Consider the following 15,928-nt stretch of genomic DNA (forward strand, 5'->3'; position numbering starts at 1 on the left):
AGATTATGCATCCGGCGTTATGGATTAGTAAAACTGGCTTAGACGCACAGCAAACTGATATTTCAGTGATTTCAAACAACGTAGCGAACGCTAGCACTGTGGGCTACAAAAAAAGCCGCGCAGTATTTGAAGATTTACTCTATCAAACAGTTAACCAAGCGGGTGGTGTTAGTGCATCTAACACTAAGCTACCCAACGGATTAAACATAGGTGCGGGTACGAAAGTCGTCGCCACTCAAAAAATGTTTACTCAGGGTAACATGCTGACGACGGATAACTCGCTGGATCTTATGATTGAAGGTCCTGGATTTTTTGAAATCCAGCTCCCTGATGGAACCACTGCTTATACTCGAAATGGCCAGTTTACCTTAGACGATACGGGTCAGATTGTGACGCCAGGTTCTGGCTATTTGCTACAACCCGCGATAACTATTCCTGATAATGCGACCAGTATTACCGTTTCAGCAGAGGGTGAAGTTTCAGTAAAAACGCCGGGTACCGCTGAGAACCAAGTCGTGGGTCAGTTGACTATGACGGATTTTATTAATCCATCGGGTCTAGATCCTATGGGACAAAACTTATATACGGAAACCGGTGCGAGCGGCACGCCAATTCAAGGTACCGCTTCGTTAGATGGCATGGGAGCGATTCGTCAAGGCGCCTTAGAAACCTCTAACGTTAACGTGACCGAGGAACTGGTGAACCTTATCGAAAGTCAGCGCATTTACGAGATGAACTCTAAAGTGATTTCAGCGGTAGATCAGATGCTGTCTTATGTGACTCAGAATTTATAGAGGCAAACATCATGGCTAGATATCTTGTGTTGGCCGTCGCGTTATTGCTTGCAGCTTGTAGCTCGACGCAAAAGAAACCCCTTGCGGATGATCCCTTTTACGCACCGGTATATCCAGAGGCGCCGCCGACAAAAATTGCCGCAACAGGCTCTATTTATCAAGACAGCCAAGCATCTAGCTTGTATTCGGATATACGCGCCCACAAAGTCGGTGACATTATCACTATCGTATTGAAGGAATCGACTCAGGCGAAGAAGAGTGCAGGCAATCAGATCAAAAAAGGTTCAGACATGAGCTTAGATCCCATCTTTGCAGGTGGTAGTAATGTGTCCATTGGCGGAGTGCCAATTGATTTGCGTTACAAAGATAGTATGAACACTAAGCGTGAATCGGATGCGGATCAGAGCAATAGTCTAGATGGCAGCATCTCGGCAAACGTGATGCAAGTGCTGAACAACGGTAGCTTAGTGATCCGTGGCGAAAAATGGATTTCAATTAATAATGGTGATGAGTTTATTCGTGTCACTGGTCTCGTTCGCTCGCAGGACATAAAACCCGATAACACTGTCGATTCAACGCGAATGGCTAATGCCCGTATCCAATACAGTGGCACAGGCACTTTCGCAGATGCTCAAAAAGTGGGCTGGTTAAGCCAGTTCTTTATGAGCGACTGGTGGCCCTTCTAAGGAGTCGTATCATGAAATATAAACTGGTGTTAGCCGTTGCCATGCTAGTGTTTTCTCTACCTAGTCAGGCTGAACGAATTAAAGATATTGCCAATGTGCAAGGTGTGCGTAGTAACCAGTTGATTGGTTATGGCTTAGTGGTCGGTTTGCCGGGAACGGGGGAAAAAACCAGTTATACCGAGCAGACCTTTATGACTATGCTCAAAAACTTTGGGATTAATCTTCCTGACAACGTCAAACCGAAAATTAAAAACGTTGCAGTGGTAGCCGTACACGCGGATATGCCCGCCTTTATCAAACCTGGTCAAGATCTTGACGTAACGGTATCTAGCTTAGGCGAAGCCAAAAGCTTACGCGGTGGCACCTTATTACAGACCTTTTTGAAAGGGGTAGACGGTAATGTGTATGCCATAGCCCAAGGTAGTCTAGTGGTGAGTGGTTTTAGTGCCGATGGTTTAGATGGTTCAAAGGTGATTCAAAATACGCCAACTGTAGGTCGTATACCGAATGGCGCGATTATTGAGCGTAGTGTAGCAACCCCATTTTCAACTGGCGATTATTTGACGTTTAACCTACGTCGTTCTGATTTCTCTACTGCGCAGCGCATGGCTGATGCGATCAATGATCTATTAGGTCCAGATATGGCGCGTCCTTTAGATGCGACGTCTGTTCAGGTAACGGCTCCACGTGATGTATCACAACGGGTCTCCTTTTTAGCAACACTTGAAAACCTCGATGTTGTTCCCGCAGAGGAATCTGCCAAAGTGATCGTTAATTCACGTACTGGAACCATAGTGGTTGGGCAAAACGTACGCTTACTCCCTGCGGCGATTACCCATGGCGGCATGACTGTCACGATTGCGGAGGCGACACAGGTTTCGCAGCCAAATGCCTTGGCTAATGGTCAAACAACCGTCACGAGTAATAGTACGATCACAGCGACAGAAAGTGACCGTCGTATGTTTATGTTTAATCCAGGCACTACGCTGGATGAGCTGGTTAGAGCGGTTAACTTAGTCGGTGCAGCCCCTTCAGATGTGTTAGCAATACTTGAAGCATTAAAAGTGGCAGGAGCTTTGCATGGTGAACTTATCATCATCTAATTTCTGTCGGGAAAATCATGGAAAAGCTTTCAAGTTCATCACATTTTCTTGACCTGGGCGGGCTAGATTCACTCCGCGCCCAGGCTCAGAAAGATGAGAAGGGCGCCTTGAAAAAGGTCGCCCAACAATTTGAAGGTATTTTCGTGCAAATGCTGATGAAAAGTATGCGCGATGCCAATGCGGTTTTTCAGTCTGATAGTCCACTCAATAGCCAATACACTCAGTTTTACGAGCAGATGCGCGATCAGCAGTTATCGGTCGATTTATCTGACAAAGGTGTATTGGGCCTTGCCGATATGATGGTGCATCAACTCTCTCCCGAAACAAGTCATTTCACGCCTGCATCGGTATTGCGTGACGATGGTGGCATGAAAATGCTCCACGACGATAAAGCGCTTAATGTGCCTATGCAGAGTTCAGCCGCTCCTGTGGTTGAACCCACAGTTGTAAATCATGGTGTGCCGGCTGCTATCGCTCGGCCTGTATTTGAACCGGATAGAGCTGAAGATGCAAATTCATCAATGGACATTGATGCGCCTAATCGTTCACTGGCTATCGATACGCCTAAGCCGAGCTGGAGTGAACAATCACTTTCAGTGGTAGAACCTGTGATTAGCGGCCAAGTTTTGCCGACGGCAGCATTTAGGGAAACCCAAAAGATTGTCAGGTTTGGTAGTCGAGAAGAATTTTTAGCGACCTTATATCCACATGCTGAAAAAGCCGCAAAAACATTAGGTACTCAACCAGAAGTATTGTTGGCGCAATCGGCACTGGAAACTGGCTGGGGACAAAAAATCGTCCGCGGCAATAACGGTGCGCCGAGTCATAACCTATTCAACATTAAAGCTGATCGTCGTTGGTTAGGTGATAAGGCTAACGTCAGTACCTTAGAATTTGAGCACGGTGTTGCTGTTCAGCAAAAAGCTGACTTCCGAGTTTATAGTGATTTCGAGCATAGCTTTAACGATTTTGTGTCCTTCATTGCCGAAGGTGAACGTTATCAAGATGCGAAAAAAGTGGCCGCTTCCCCTACTCAATTCATCCGAGCTTTGCAGGATGCGGGTTATGCCACTGATCCTCGATACGCTGAAAAAGTGATTAAAGTGATGCAGTCGATCAGTGAAGAACTGAAATCAATTCTGCCAGGAGAAGACAAATGATGAATCTTACAACCCTGTTTGTTCATAGGAGTGTCAACTAATGGCCGTTGATCTACTGAATATAGCGCGAACTGGGGTGCTTGCCTCCCAGTCGCAACTGGGTGTTACCAGTAATAATATAGCTAACGCCAATACCGCTGGTTACCACAGACAAGTAGCAACGCAGTCGACTCTTGAATCGCAGCGTTTTGGTAGTAGCTTTTATGGCACTGGAACTTACGTTAATGACGTTAAGCGTATCTACAATGACTATGCTGCAAGAGAGTTACGCATTGGTCAAACAACGTTAAGCGCCGCCGAAGCCAGCTACGGTAAATTGAGTGAGCTAGATCAGCTATTTTCACAGGTAGGTAAAGTTGTGCCACAAAGCTTGAATGACCTGTTTTCGGGGCTGAATAGTGTGGCTGATTTGCCTGCAGATTTGGGTATTCGGAGTTCGACCCTAACAAACGCACAGCAAGTTGCCAGCAGTCTTAATCAGATGCAGTCGTATTTGAATGGCCAGCTTAATCAGACCAATGACCAGATCACAGGTATGACTAAGCGTATCAATGAGATCAGTACAGAACTGGCAAATTTAAACCTAGAGTTAATGAAGTCGCCGAATCAGGATGCGCAGTTGCTTGATAAGCAAGATGCACTGGTTCAAGAGTTAAGCCAGTATGCTCAAGTGAACGTTATTCCATTAGAAAATGGTGCTAAGAGCGTAATGCTCGGTGGTTCAGTGATGTTGGTCTCTGGCGAAATTGCTATGACGATGGGAGTCCAAGCGGGTGATCCATTTCCGAATGAGCTTCAATTGACTTCAAGTATTGGTTCGCAAAGTGTCACTGTTGATCCGAGTAAACTTGGCGGTCAGTTAGGGGCCATTTTTGATTATCGTGATCAAACGTTAATTCCCGCAGGTCATGAGCTTGACCAATTAGCTTTGGGCCTGGCTGATAACTTCAACAAAATGCAAGCGCAAGGCATTGACCTCAATGGGCAAGTCGGCGCCAATATCTTCAAAGATATCAATGATCCTATGATGTCCTTAGGCCGTGCAGCCGGTTTTTCTGGTAACACTGGCAATGCAACATTAGGCGTCACCATCGATGACACCAGTCTATTAACTGGTGGTGCCTACGAGCTGTCATGTGTCAGTACTGCGCCAGCTTCTTATGAGTTGAGAGATACGGAAACGGGGGTGATAACACCGCTGACTTTATCAGGCCCGACTTTTGGATTTTCAATTGACATAAAAGCAGGCGCTATGGCGTCGGGGGATCGCTTTGCCATTCGCCCGACAGCAGGTGCCTCAAATGGCATTGAAGTGGTCATGAAAGACCCTAAAGGCATTGCCGCCGCATCCCCAAAGATTACCGCAGATGCCGCTAACTCGGGTAATACTCAAGTTAAGTTGACTCAAATTGGCAATCGCAATGCCGCAAATTTCCCTGTGACGGGCAGTGAATTGACAATAAAGCTCGATACCACAGTGTTGCCACCCACCTATGAAGCATTCGATGCCGCAGGAACATCACTTGGGGCTGCTACAACTTATACCCCACCGAGTATCAGCGCCTTTGGTTTTACCTTTGAAGTGGACAGCAAAGCGGCTGCAGGCAATGACAGATTTACCTTCGATTTATCCTTCGCTGAGGGTGATAACTCCAATGCTGTTGCTATGGCTAAATTGAGCGAAAGTAAGGTGATGAATACTGGTAAGTCGACCTTAGCGGACGTATTCGAGAATACTAAGCTCGACATTGGCAGTAAAACGAAAGCGGCCGAAGTGCGTACAGGTTCGGCTGAGGCCGTGTATCAACAAGCTTATGCGCGAGTAGAGAGTGAGTCGGGCGTGAACTTAGATGAAGAAGCCGCAAATTTAATGCGTTTTCAGCAAGCCTATCAAGCCTCTGCGCGGATCATGACGACCGCACAGCAGATTTTTGACACCTTATTATCCTCAGTGCGTTAGGAGATTTAACTATGCGATTATCATCCGCGCAGATCTTTAATCAAAGCATTACCAGTGTGCTGCAAAAGCAAACGGCGACCAGCAAAATTCTTGACCAATTGAGTAGTGGTAAGAAAGTCAATACTGCCGGTGATGATCCTGTGGCGTCACAGGGTATCGATAATCTGAATCAGAAAAATGCACTCGTCGATCAGTTCATTAAGAACATTGATTATGCAACGAATCGTCTTGCCGTGACTGAAAGTAAACTCGGTAGTGCTGAAGATTTAACCGGCTCGATGCGTGAGCAAGTTATGCGAGCGATAAACGGCACACTATCTGGAACTGAGCGGCAAATGATTGCCGATGAGATGAAAGGCAGCATGGAAGAGTTGCTTTCTATTGCGAATAGTAAGGATGAATCTGGCAATTATATGTTCTCCGGTTTCAGTACCGATAAAGAACCTTTTGCTTTTGATAACTCGACGCCGCCTAAAATTGTGTATAGCGGTGATTCTGGCGTCAGAAATAGTTTAGTGCAAACGGGGGTTGCCATGGGGACAAACATCCCTGGCGATAGCGCGTTTATGAAAGCACCCAATGGACTTGGTGATTATAGCGTCAATTATTTGGCCAGCCAGCAGGGTGAGTTTAGCGTTAAAACGGCAAAAATTGCTGACACTGCAACTTATGTGGCTGATACATATACGTTTAACTTTACTGATAATGGCGCTGGTGGCACGAATTTACAAGTGCTCGATTCTGCCAATAATCCTGTCGCAAACGTCGCTAATTTTGATGCCACCAATCCCGTTAGTTTTAATGGTATAGACGTTAAAATTGATGGAAAACCCAGCGCCGGCGATAGTTTCACCATGGAACCCCAGGCCGAGGTCAGTATTTTCGATACGATCAGCAGTGCGATTGCATTAATCGAAGCCCCTAATTCTGCCAACACGCCTCAAGGGCGAGCTCAGTTGGCACAGATATTGAATAACATTGATAGTGGCGTCAATCAAATTAGTTCTGCCAGAAGTGTGGCGGGGAATAATCTGAAAGTTGTCGAAAGTTACACAGAGACACATACCGAGGAGAAAGTGGTGAACACATCAGCGCTATCGCTCTTGGAAGATCTCGATTATGCATCAGCGATTACGGAATTTGAAAAGCAACAGCTTGCATTGAACGCAGTCTCTAACGTGTTTAGTAAGGTGGGTTCTGTTTCCCTGTTCGACTTTATTTAACAGAAAGCAAGTACCTATCCATCTGTAAGATAAATTGTTAAAAATTTAGCCAAGCTCCAAGCCTTGGCGGTATAACTAGGAAGAGGAACTCAACATGGCTATTACAGTTAATACCAACGTGACTTCAATGAAGGCACAAAAGAATTTAAATACTTCTAGTAGCGGTTTAGCGACCTCTATGGAACGTCTATCAAGTGGTCTGCGCATTAACAGCGCCAAAGACGACGCTGCTGGTCTAGCCATTTCTAACCGCTTGAACAGCCAAGTGCGCGGTTTAGATGTGGGTATGCGTAACGCAAATGATGCGATTTCAATTGCTCAAATCTCAGAAGGTGCGATGCAAGAGCAAACCAATATGCTACAACGTATGCGTGACTTGACTATTCAAGCTGAGAATGGCGCGAACTCAACCTCTGATATAGGTGCTATTAAATCAGAAATTGATGCGTTAGCATCTGAAATATCTGCGATTGCAAACTCCACTGCATTTGGTAACACTAAACTGTTAAATGGTGATTTTGCAAATGGAAAAACTTTCCAAGTAGGGCATCAAAATACAGAAGATATCACTGTTTCAGTATCGAAAGTCACTGCAAGTGCTTTGAACGTTCAGGCATCAGATATTAAAGTATCTACAGCGGATCAGAGAAGTACATCACTAACAAATATTGATGCAGCAATCAAACTTATTGATACGCAACGATCAAACTTAGGTGCTATTCAAAATAGACTTGCGTACAACATTAGTAACAGTGCGAATACTCAAGCAAACGTTGCTGATGCAAAGAGCCGTATTGTTGATGTTGATTTTGCAAAAGAAACTGCCAATATGACGAAGAACCAAGTGCTGCAGCAAACAGGCTCAGCTATGCTTGCGCAGGCTAATCAGTTGCCTCAAGTGGCATTATCTCTTCTTGGTTAATGTTACTGATGTGAAGTTATTGGCGTTATCTTGAAGTGTGTTTGCCTACTTGTTCTAGAATTATCTAGAAAAGTAGGCAAAGTTTTATAGGGTTTGATATTTATGCTTATGATAATTAGAGTTATTTTATAAAATCAATATATTTTAAAAAATAACTCTAAAGTTAAAAAAGATGCTGCCGTTAAATATACTGTAACCACTAAGACCCGCCTGGCTTAAGTAGACAGGCAAGTTAACAAGCCAGGTATAAAGAGGAAACGAATCATGGCCATTACAGTAAACACTAACGTCACATCTTTAAAAGCACAGAAAAATTTAAACTCATCTGCCACTGGATTAGCATCCTCAATGGAACGTTTATCAAGTGGTTTACGTATCAACAGTGCCAAAGATGATGCAGCAGGTCTAGCAATTTCTAACCGTCTAAACAGCCAAGTGCGTGGTTTAGACGTGGGTATGCGTAACGCTAACGATGCAATTTCAATCGCCCAGATTTCTGAAGGAGCGATGCAAGAACAGACTAACATGTTGCAACGTATGCGTGATTTAACCATTCAGGCAGAAAATGGTTCAAACTCTACCTCTGATATCGGTGCTATTAAATCAGAGCTTGATGCGCTCGCAACTGAAATCACTGCAATTGCTAACACAACAGCGTTCGGTAACACTAAACTGTTAAATGGTGATTTTGCAAATGGTAAAACTTTCCAAGTTGGTCACCAAAATACTGAGGATATTACAATTTCGGTGAGTAAAGTAACGGCTAGTGCGATAAAAGTACAAGCATCAGATATTAAAGTATCTACAGCGGATCAGAGAAGTACATCACTAACAAATATTGATGCGGCAATAAAAACAATCGATAACCAAAGAGCAAAATTGGGTTCGATACAAAACCGTTTAGCCTACAACATCAGTAACAGTGCTAACACTCAGGCTAACGTTGCCGATGCGAAGAGCCGAATTGTTGATGTGGATTTCGCGAAAGAAACATCACAAATGACCAAGAATCAAGTGTTACAACAAACGGGTTCTGCAATGTTGGCCCAAGCCAACCAGTTACCTCAAGTGGCCTTGTCACTGCTGTAGTTTAACGCAGAATAGTGAGAAAGTGATAAGGGAGGTTCGGTGACGGATCTCCCTTTGCCACTTTAAAGGTTAATGTAGTTTTATAGGGTAATTTTAATGTAACTATTTAAAGTTATTACTAAATTTGCTGAGGTATGGCTATGGATATCAATATAGCAAGTTCACCTTCTATGCTTCACAGTAAGGTTGATTTAGCTCAAACGCCGCTAAAAGTATCTGCTCCAGATACTGAGTTAAAGCGAAATACGGCTAGTGAACAAGCTGCGGAACAAGATGTAACGAAAAATGAACAGAATCCGAGTAAGCTGGCTCAAGTTGCCACAGAGTTGTCTGATATGATGTCTATGATGCGTAAAGGTTTAGCATTTAAGGTTGATGAGAACTCTGGACAAGCTGTTGTGACTGTACTTGACCGAGATACTGGCGATGTCATTAGGCAAATGCCGAGTGAAGAAGCATTAGCCTTAGCTGAGAAATTATCTGAAGTCACTGGGCTTTTGATGAAAACAGAGGCGTAGATATCCACATTACTAGTAGTGATAGTTGAAGAGTAAGAGGTTTATATGGCATTAACAGCGATGGGTATCGGTTCTGGTTTGGATATTGGCAACATTGTTAAAGTGTTAGTCGATGCCGAAAAAACACCGAAAGAAGCGATGTTTAATAAAACGGAAGACAGCATCAAAGCAAAAGTTTCTGCAATGGGAACCTTAAAAAGTGCGTTGTCTACGTTTCAAGATGCCTTAAAAAAACTTCAAACTGGCGATGCCCTCAATCTGCGTAAGGTATCTGTTAGTAATCAAACTTATTTGTCAGCAACAACAGACAAAACTGCACAAGCCGGTAGCTATGGTATCAAAGTTGAGCAACTTGCCGTAAATCATAAAATTGCTGGAAAAAACGTTGCTGATCCTGCATTACCTGTAGGTGAAGGGAGCCTTGATTTTGGTATCAATGGTAAGAATTTTTCCATTGATGTTTCGGCTACCGATTCGCTTGCTGCGATTGCTAAAAAAGTTAATGAATCACCAGATAATGCGGGCGTAACTGCAACTGTTATTACCAGTGATGCAGGCAGTCGTTTGGTTTTTAGTTCAGATAAGTCAGGTGAAGACAATCAAATTAGTATTATAGCTAATGACACGACTGGAACTGGACTAAATGATATGTTCGGTGCTGGAAATATCTCCACGCTTCAAGATGCTAAAAATGCGGTTGTTTATATCGATAATCAGAAAGTTACCTCACAAACTAATGAAGTTAAAAATGCTATTGCAGGTGTGACGTTAAACTTAACTGATGCTGATGTTTCTAAGACGACTACGTTAAAAATTGAACAAGATGATGATGCAGTAAAGACAAATGTGAAAGCTTTTGTCGATGCCTACAATAGTTTAGCGACAGCAGTTGATAAAATGTCGTCCTATGATAAAGAGAAAAAAACAGCAGCTGCATTACAGGGCGACTCTATGATCCGTTCTATAGAATCGCAACTCCGAAGTATATCGAGTGAACGAGTGCCAACTGATAGCGGCAGTTCGATAGCATTATATGATATAGGTATAAAAACAGATAGATATGGTAAGTTATCTGTCGATGACACTAAACTTAATAAAGTCATCTCTGAAGATATGGCCAGTGTTGAGGCATTATTCTCGACACCAGATAAAGGGCTTGCTAATCGCTTTAATGATCTTGCAGATAGCTATGTCAAGTCTCGAGGATTGATTGCTTCTCGTCAAACCGGATATACCAATCAGCAAAGCCAAATCGCAGATCAAAGAGAAGCCTTTACGCTTAAAATGGATCAGTTAACCGCGCGTTTAACGAAGCAATTTAATGCGATGGATCTTGTCGTTGGTCAACTCAATCAACAGAGCAGTGGTCTTGTTGATCGTTTGAATTCGCTTCCTGGAGCTGTTAAAAAACGATAGTGAATTTATAAATGAGTAAGGGAAGTATAAGTGAAACAACTCGATGAGCTTAATGTCCTTTTGAGTGAAATTTTAAATAAGCTGACTCAGCTTCCTGCTGAAGAGTCTCAATCTGACGAGTTGGTGTCGAACTTGCAGGTACTGGTTGGAGAGCGTCAAATTTTACTCAATGTATTAGTGGCTGATGCTAATATGACAGATGTTGATTATCTTCAACATCAGCTTGAACTTACTCAAGAGTACACAGGTAAAGCAAGTGTTGTTATGGCAGATAGACAAGCATTATTACATGCAGGTAATAAGAATAAGCGCCAGATTAGTGTTTATGAGACTATAGATTTAAACAGGTAGGTGTTTATGAGAGGATCACTGCAATCGTATCGTAAGGTGTCTTTAGAGAGTGAAATTACTGTTGCGTCACCACATCGTATTATTCAGCTTATGTTTGCGGGGGCACTACAACGTTTAGCACAAAGTCGCCTTGCGATTGAACAAAATGACTTGTCTAATAAAGGCATGTACATTGGCAAAGCTATTGGGATTATTACTGGTTTAAACAATAGCTTAGATATGGATGCTGGTGGCCAGATAGCTAGAAATTTGAGTGATTTATATGACTTTATGTTGCGTAGAATTTCTGAAGCTAACCTAAATAATGATGTGAAAGCAATCGATGATGTATGTGACATTTTACGTACTATCAAAGAGGGTTGGGATGCAATTCCTGCAGATAAACATAATATTTCTGCACATTCTGAAGCGGGTTAATATCTTATTTCGTGATTAAAAATAGACGCACTGGTTGCGTCTTTTTTTTTGGCTAAAAGTCAAAGTATTGACGTTTTAGACTAGAATCATGACGTAAATGAACTAAAATCAATTCAGTTTGGCATAAACCTCATCTGAGGCTTGCTTCTCGTCTGCTGATAATACAATATTCATCACAAGTAGTGATGGTGGCACAGATTGTTACATTGAATTTGTTAAGCTTTTACAGCAACTAATCATAAATAATTAATGCGAATTAATACATATTAGAGCTTTACGGCCTACTGAATGATGCAAACAGATCAACGAATTTTACTTATCGGCCCCCCATCAGAGCGATTAAATCGCCTGTGTTGCATTTTTGATTTTTTAGGTGAGCAAATTGCACAAATTGACGCCGAAAAATTAAGTGCTAGCCTCCAAGATACTCGTTTTCGAGCTTTAGTTATCCTAACTGATGTTATGGATGCTGATGCACTTAAAAACATCGCGGGTCAACATCCATGGCAACCTATGCTGTTGCTTGGCAACGTTGACGATCTGCAAGTGTCTAACATTCTTGGAAATATTGAGGAACCTTTAACCTATCCTCAACTCACCGAATTATTACACTTCTGCCAAGTCTTTGGTCAAGTTAAACGCCCTCAAGTCCCCACAAGTGCGAATCAAACTAAGTTGTTTCGAAGCTTGGTTGGGCGCAGTGATGGTATTGCCAATGTAAGACACTTGATTAATCAAGTGGCGACATCTGAGGCGACTGTACTAGTACTGGGCCAATCCGGTACCGGTAAAGAAGTGGTCGCCCGTAATATCCATTATTTGTCTGAGCGCCGTGATGGCCCTTTTATTCCTGTTAACTGTGGTGCTATACCGCCAGAGTTGTTAGAGAGTGAACTTTTTGGTCATGAGAAGGGATCATTTACTGGGGCAATTTGTTCTCGTAAGGGCCGTTTTGAATTGGCAGAAGGTGGCACACTATTTCTCGATGAAATTGGTGACATGCCATTGCAGATGCAAGTTAAATTGCTTCGTGTACTGCAAGAACGAGTATTTGAGCGTGTTGGCGGTACTAAGACCATCAATGCCGATGTGCGCGTTGTCGCAGCGACACACAGAGATTTAGAAACCATGATCAGCGTGAATGAGTTCCGCGAGGATCTCTATTACCGCCTAAACGTATTCCCGATTGAAATGCCTGCGCTATGTGATCGCAAGGACGATGTGCCTTTGCTATTACAAGAGTTGGTGAGCCGAGTCTACAACGAAGGACGTGGTAAGGTGCGTTTTACGCAGCGTGCGATAGAGTCGTTGAAAGAACATGCTTGGTCGGGCAACGTGCGTGAGCTGTCTAACTTAGTCGAACGCCTCACCATTTTATATCCGGGTGGACTGGTTGATGTTAACGACTTACCCGTTAAGTATCGCCATATCGATGTGCCCGAATATTGTGTAGAGATGAGCGAAGAGCAACAGGAACGTGATGCTTTAGCTTCTATCTTTAGCGATGAAGAGCCAGTTGAAATCCCTGAAACGCGTTTCCCTAGTGAGCTGCCGCCTGAAGGTGTGAACCTTAAGGATTTGTTAGCAGAACTAGAAATAGACATGATACGTCAGGCGCTAGAGCTACAAGATAATGTCGTAGCTCGCGCTGCTGAAATGCTTGGAATACGCCGTACAACGCTTGTAGAAAAAATGCGTAAGTACGGAATGACAAAAGATTAGTTTTCTATTTTATTGTTATATAAGTTGTTTTAACCTCTAAAGTTCAATTTCCAATTTGGCATAGATACTGCAGTCACCCCGTCATAAGCAATTTTTTGACGGAGTGACTATGTCAGCCAACCCACTAGCGCAAATTGAGTCATTCAAGCACACTAGCAAACAATGGAACCAACTGCGTGAGGCCGCGAATATGTCCAATCGAATGGAGCATATTTTACAGGCTATGCCATCCGGCGTGGTGATTATCAATGGCGACGGTATAGTCACGGATGCAAATCCGGTTGCAGTTGAATTACTTGAGCGCTCCTTGTGTGGTGTTCGCTGGATTGATGTGATCCACAGTGCCTTTGCGCCGCAGGACGATGATGGCCACGAAGTGTCGCTGCGTAATGGCCGCCGCGTTAAATTAGCGATTACGCCATTGACGCCAGAGCCTGGTCAATTAATTGTGCTAACTGATCTGACTGAAACTCGGTTATTACAGAAAAATATCTCCCATTTACAACGTTTATCTGCACTGGGCAAGATGGTAGCAACTTTGGCTCATCAGGTGCGCACGCCTTTATCAGCCGCTTTGTTATACGCTTCAAACCTTGCGAGTCCGAAGTTATCCGATGCCGCTAAAGCTAAATTCCAACAAAAACTTGTTGATAGACTCAATGAACTCGAGCGGCAGGTTAACGACATGCTATTGATGGCGAAAGGCCGTCAGGATGAACTTGGAGATCTAATCTCGTTGGCTGAGGTTATCGACAATGTTTTGGCAAATTGTGAGCCAATAGCGGCAAAGCAAGGCTGTGACTTGTTATTTGATGATGCGTCAAGCAGCTCGATGTTAGCTAATTCCAATGCATTAAGCTCGGCGATTAATAATTTAGTCATGAACAGCATAGAAGCCGGAGCAACTGAAATTCGTATCCAAGCGAAGGAAGAGGGCGAACGGTTATTATTGGACGTCATCGATAATGGTAAAGGCTTAGACGCCACTATGCAGCAGAAGGTATTTGAACCTTTCTTTACGACTAAGTCGCAGGGAACTGGGCTTGGGTTAGCCGTTGTGCAATCTGTGGTGCGCAATCATGGGGGGCAACTGCAACTCAGTTGTGTACCGAATAAAGGCTGTACTGTGTCTTTAGTATTCCCAAGGGCTAAATCCGCGGTGATATTACCTTTGGAGATTACCCATGTCTGAAGCAAAGTTATTGCTCGTTGAGGATGATGCTTCATTACGTGAAGCCTTGTTTGATACCTTAATGCTGGCTCAGTATGAGTGTGTTGATGTTGCCTCCGGTGAAGACGCTATTTTAGCCTTGAAACAACATCAGTTTGATTTAGTTATTAGCGATGTGCAGATGCAAGGTATTGGTGGTTTAGGTTTATTGAACTATCTGCAGCAGCATCATCCTAAGTTGCCAGTGCTGTTGATGACGGCCTACGCGACTATTGGTAGCGCGGTGAACGCTATAAAATTAGGCGCTGTTGATTATTTAGCCAAACCTTTTGCACCAGAAGTGTTACTCAATCAAGTCTCACGCTATTTGCCATTAAAACAAAATGTGGATCAGCCCGTCGTCGCTGATGAGAAAAGTTTAGCATTATTAGCACTTGCTCAACGGGTTGCCGCCTCCGATGCCTCTGTCATGATCTTAGGTCCTAGCGGTTCGGGTAAAGAGGTTTTGGCCCGTTATATTCATCAACACAGTAGCCGTGCTAATCAAGCCTTTGTGGCCATTAACTGTGCCGCGATTCCCGAGAACATGCTCGAAGCTACCCTTTTTGGTTATGAAAAGGGTGCATTTACGGGGGCTTATCAAGCGTGTCCGGGGAAATTTGAGCTGGCTCAAGGTGGCACTTTGCTGCTCGATGAAATCTCTGAGATGGATTTAGGCTTACAAGCTAAGTTGTTGCGGGTTTTGCAAGAGCGTGAAGTTGAGCGTTTAGGTGGCCGTAAAACTATTAAATTGGATGTGCGCGTGCTTGCTACATCCAATCGTGATTTAAAGGCAGTGGTCGCCGCAGGGGGATTTAGGGAAGATCTCTACTATCGAATTAACGTATTTCCTTTAGCTTGGCCTGCGTTAAGTCAACGTCCTGCAGATATTTTACCTCTTGCGCGTCATTTACTGGCTAAACATGCTAAGGCATTGAATGTTGCCGATGTGCCTGAGTTGGATGAGAATGCGCGTCGACGTTTATTGAGTCATCGCTGGCCTGGGAACGTACGTGAACTCGACAATGTGATCCAGCGTGCTTTGATATTAAGAGCTGGTCAATTGATCACTGCCAATGACATTATTATCGATGCGCAGGATGTGATTTTAAGCGGTGAAGATCTAGACCCATTTTCTTCTGAGCCAGACGGTTTAGGTGAAGAGCTCAAAGCTCAAGAACATGTGATTATTTTAGAGACCCTTAATCAATGCCAAGGAAGTCGTAAGTTAGTCGCCGAAAAGCTAGGAATTAGCGCACGAACCCTAAGATACAAGATGGCAAGGATGCGTGATATGGGGATCCAACTGCCAAATTAGCCTATAAATTCAAGTTATCATCACGCAGCCTCCACATTG

The 15,928-nt window shown here is 43.6% G+C and carries 15 protein-coding genes; all 15 read left to right on the top strand.

Going from position 1 to position 15,928, the window contains the following annotated elements:
* Positions 1-5 precede the first annotated feature (5 nt).
* The 15 genes from flgG to L5M37_RS17550 all read left to right on the top strand — a co-directional run bounded on the left by flgG (position 6) and on the right by L5M37_RS17550 (position 15,889).
* Positions 6-794 carry a flagellar basal-body rod protein FlgG gene (flgG, locus tag L5M37_RS17480; protein WP_028761205.1) on the top strand — a complete coding sequence of 263 codons (789 nt, stop codon included), beginning with the start codon at positions 6-8 and terminating at the stop codon, positions 792-794.
* Between the two features lie 11 nt (positions 795-805).
* Positions 806-1,480: a flagellar basal body L-ring protein FlgH gene (flgH, locus tag L5M37_RS17485; protein ID WP_028761204.1), complete on the top strand. Its 675-nt coding sequence runs from the start codon at positions 806-808 to the stop codon at positions 1,478-1,480.
* Between the two features lie 11 nt (positions 1,481-1,491).
* Positions 1,492-2,583 carry a flagellar basal body P-ring protein FlgI gene (locus L5M37_RS17490; RefSeq protein ID WP_263201399.1) on the top strand — a complete coding sequence of 364 codons (1,092 nt, stop codon included), beginning with the start codon at positions 1,492-1,494 and terminating at the stop codon, positions 2,581-2,583.
* 17 nt (positions 2,584-2,600) lie between these two features.
* Positions 2,601-3,743, top strand: a complete 1,143-nt coding sequence (gene flgJ / locus L5M37_RS17495) for a flagellar assembly peptidoglycan hydrolase FlgJ (protein ID WP_263201401.1) — start codon at positions 2,601-2,603, stop codon at positions 3,741-3,743.
* A 40-nt stretch (positions 3,744-3,783) separates the two neighbouring features.
* Positions 3,784-5,703, top strand: coding sequence for a flagellar hook-associated protein FlgK (gene flgK / locus L5M37_RS17500; RefSeq protein ID WP_263201402.1), 1,920 nt, complete (start codon positions 3,784-3,786; stop codon positions 5,701-5,703).
* 11 nt (positions 5,704-5,714) lie between these two features.
* Entirely contained in the window at positions 5,715-6,926 is a 1,212-nt protein-coding gene (gene flgL / locus L5M37_RS17505; protein ID WP_263201404.1) for a flagellar hook-associated protein FlgL, read from the top strand.
* A gap of 94 nt (positions 6,927-7,020) precedes the next feature.
* Entirely contained in the window at positions 7,021-7,848 is an 828-nt protein-coding gene (locus L5M37_RS17510; protein ID WP_263201405.1) for a flagellin, read from the top strand.
* Positions 7,849-8,112: 264 nt separating this feature from the next.
* Positions 8,113-8,937, top strand: a complete 825-nt coding sequence (locus L5M37_RS17515) for a flagellin (RefSeq protein WP_263201407.1) — start codon at positions 8,113-8,115, stop codon at positions 8,935-8,937.
* 140 nt (positions 8,938-9,077) lie between these two features.
* The gene (locus L5M37_RS17520; RefSeq protein ID WP_263168854.1) at positions 9,078-9,455 is read left to right on the top strand and encodes a flagellar protein FlaG; all 378 of its coding nucleotides are present in this window, start codon (positions 9,078-9,080) and stop codon (positions 9,453-9,455) included.
* Positions 9,456-9,500: 45 nt separating this feature from the next.
* Positions 9,501-10,871 carry a flagellar filament capping protein FliD gene (gene fliD, locus L5M37_RS17525; protein WP_263168853.1) on the top strand — a complete coding sequence of 457 codons (1,371 nt, stop codon included), beginning with the start codon at positions 9,501-9,503 and terminating at the stop codon, positions 10,869-10,871.
* Positions 10,872-10,901: 30 nt separating this feature from the next.
* Complete coding sequence (locus tag L5M37_RS17530; protein ID WP_263168851.1) at positions 10,902-11,222, top strand: flagella biosynthesis chaperone for FliD, FliT; 321 nt, start codon at positions 10,902-10,904, stop codon at positions 11,220-11,222.
* Positions 11,223-11,228: 6 nt separating this feature from the next.
* Entirely contained in the window at positions 11,229-11,639 is a 411-nt protein-coding gene (gene fliS, locus L5M37_RS17535) for a flagellar export chaperone FliS (RefSeq protein ID WP_212600932.1), read from the top strand.
* 288 nt (positions 11,640-11,927) lie between these two features.
* Entirely contained in the window at positions 11,928-13,361 is a 1,434-nt protein-coding gene (locus L5M37_RS17540; RefSeq protein WP_011847309.1) for a sigma-54 dependent transcriptional regulator, read from the top strand.
* Between the two features lie 109 nt (positions 13,362-13,470).
* The gene (locus L5M37_RS17545; RefSeq protein ID WP_113939465.1) at positions 13,471-14,553 is read left to right on the top strand and encodes a sensor histidine kinase; all 1,083 of its coding nucleotides are present in this window, start codon (positions 13,471-13,473) and stop codon (positions 14,551-14,553) included.
* Positions 14,546-15,889: a sigma-54-dependent transcriptional regulator gene (locus L5M37_RS17550; RefSeq protein WP_263197776.1), complete on the top strand. Its 1,344-nt coding sequence runs from the start codon at positions 14,546-14,548 to the stop codon at positions 15,887-15,889. Before L5M37_RS17545 ends, L5M37_RS17550 begins: the two co-directional genes overlap by 8 nt.
* Positions 15,890-15,928: the final 39 nt, after the last annotated feature.

Origin of the sequence: Shewanella sp. SM69 (genome assembly GCF_025653985.1) — a bacterium.
In the GTDB taxonomy this organism is placed as follows: domain Bacteria; phylum Pseudomonadota; class Gammaproteobacteria; order Enterobacterales; family Shewanellaceae; genus Shewanella; species Shewanella oncorhynchi.

Excerpts from the sequence above, each read along its gene's own strand:
- L5M37_RS17545 (WP_113939465.1), top strand. The coding sequence starts at position 13,471 with ATGTCAGCCAACCCACTAGCGCAAATTGAGTCATTCAAGCACACTAGC.
- flgK (WP_263201402.1), top strand. The coding sequence starts at position 3,784 with ATGGCCGTTGATCTACTGAATATAGCGCGAACTGGGGTGCTTGCCTCC.
- flgL (WP_263201404.1), top strand. The coding sequence starts at position 5,715 with ATGCGATTATCATCCGCGCAGATCTTTAATCAAAGCATTACCAGTGTG.
- L5M37_RS17520 (WP_263168854.1), top strand. The coding sequence starts at position 9,078 with ATGGATATCAATATAGCAAGTTCACCTTCTATGCTTCACAGTAAGGTT.
- L5M37_RS17550 (WP_263197776.1), top strand. The coding sequence starts at position 14,546 with ATGTCTGAAGCAAAGTTATTGCTCGTTGAGGATGATGCTTCATTACGT.
- L5M37_RS17540 (WP_011847309.1), top strand. The coding sequence starts at position 11,928 with ATGATGCAAACAGATCAACGAATTTTACTTATCGGCCCCCCATCAGAG.
- flgG (WP_028761205.1), top strand. The coding sequence starts at position 6 with ATGCATCCGGCGTTATGGATTAGTAAAACTGGCTTAGACGCACAGCAA.
- L5M37_RS17490 (WP_263201399.1), top strand. The coding sequence starts at position 1,492 with ATGAAATATAAACTGGTGTTAGCCGTTGCCATGCTAGTGTTTTCTCTA.
- L5M37_RS17515 (WP_263201407.1), top strand. The coding sequence starts at position 8,113 with ATGGCCATTACAGTAAACACTAACGTCACATCTTTAAAAGCACAGAAA.
- flgH (WP_028761204.1), top strand. The coding sequence starts at position 806 with ATGGCTAGATATCTTGTGTTGGCCGTCGCGTTATTGCTTGCAGCTTGT.
- flgJ (WP_263201401.1), top strand. The coding sequence starts at position 2,601 with ATGGAAAAGCTTTCAAGTTCATCACATTTTCTTGACCTGGGCGGGCTA.
- L5M37_RS17510 (WP_263201405.1), top strand. The coding sequence starts at position 7,021 with ATGGCTATTACAGTTAATACCAACGTGACTTCAATGAAGGCACAAAAG.
- fliS (WP_212600932.1), top strand. The coding sequence starts at position 11,229 with ATGAGAGGATCACTGCAATCGTATCGTAAGGTGTCTTTAGAGAGTGAA.
- fliD (WP_263168853.1), top strand. The coding sequence starts at position 9,501 with ATGGCATTAACAGCGATGGGTATCGGTTCTGGTTTGGATATTGGCAAC.